Origin of the sequence: Mesorhizobium sp. M7A.F.Ca.CA.002.05.1.1, assembly GCF_003998335.1 — a bacterium.
Classification (GTDB): domain Bacteria; phylum Pseudomonadota; class Alphaproteobacteria; order Rhizobiales; family Rhizobiaceae; genus Mesorhizobium.
The window spans coordinates 1-593 of the sequence record NZ_RZQI01001570.1; the positions used below are offsets into that span (position 1 = coordinate 1).

Annotated in this window: 1 protein-coding gene; it reads right to left on the minus strand. The window is 63.1% G+C overall.

What is annotated here, in order from left to right; genetic code table 11:
• The coding region (locus tag EN939_RS37090; RefSeq protein ID WP_206528482.1) for a hydantoinase B/oxoprolinase family protein at positions 1 to 593 on the minus strand (593 nt) is incomplete at both ends.

Consider the following 593-nt stretch of genomic DNA (forward strand, 5'->3'; position numbering starts at 1 on the left):
GCATTCATCGGGATCATGTCCTCGACCATGACGCGGAAGGCATAGAGCACGGCGGCTCGGGCGACCGGTTCCGGCGCGTTGAAATTATTCTTCATCACCGGCGAGGTGCCGGTGAAGTCGACGGTCGCCTCGCGCTTTTGCCGGTCGACCGTGATCTTCACCTTGATGATTTGGCCGGTGTCGGTCGGGTACTCATACTCAGAACTGTCGGGCAGCCGCTCCAGCACGCGGCGCACGCTTTCGGCGGCATTGTCCTGGACATGGCCCATATAGGCCTCGACGACATCGAGGCCGAAATGCGTGACCATCTTGCGCAGTTCCGCGACGCCCTTCTCGTTGGCGGCGATCTGCGCCTTGAGGTCGGCGATGTTCTGGTGCGGATTGCGGGCCGGATAGCGGTGGTCGGTGAGCAGCGTTTCCAGCTCCTTCTCGCGGAATTTTCCGCGATCGACGATGCGGAAATTGTCGAACAGCACGCCTTCCTCGTCGACCGTGGTGGCGAGCGGCGTCATCGAGCCGGGTGCGGTGCCGCCAATATCGGCATGGTGGCCGCGCGAGGCGGCCCAGAACAGGATTTCCTCCCCCCTTGAGGG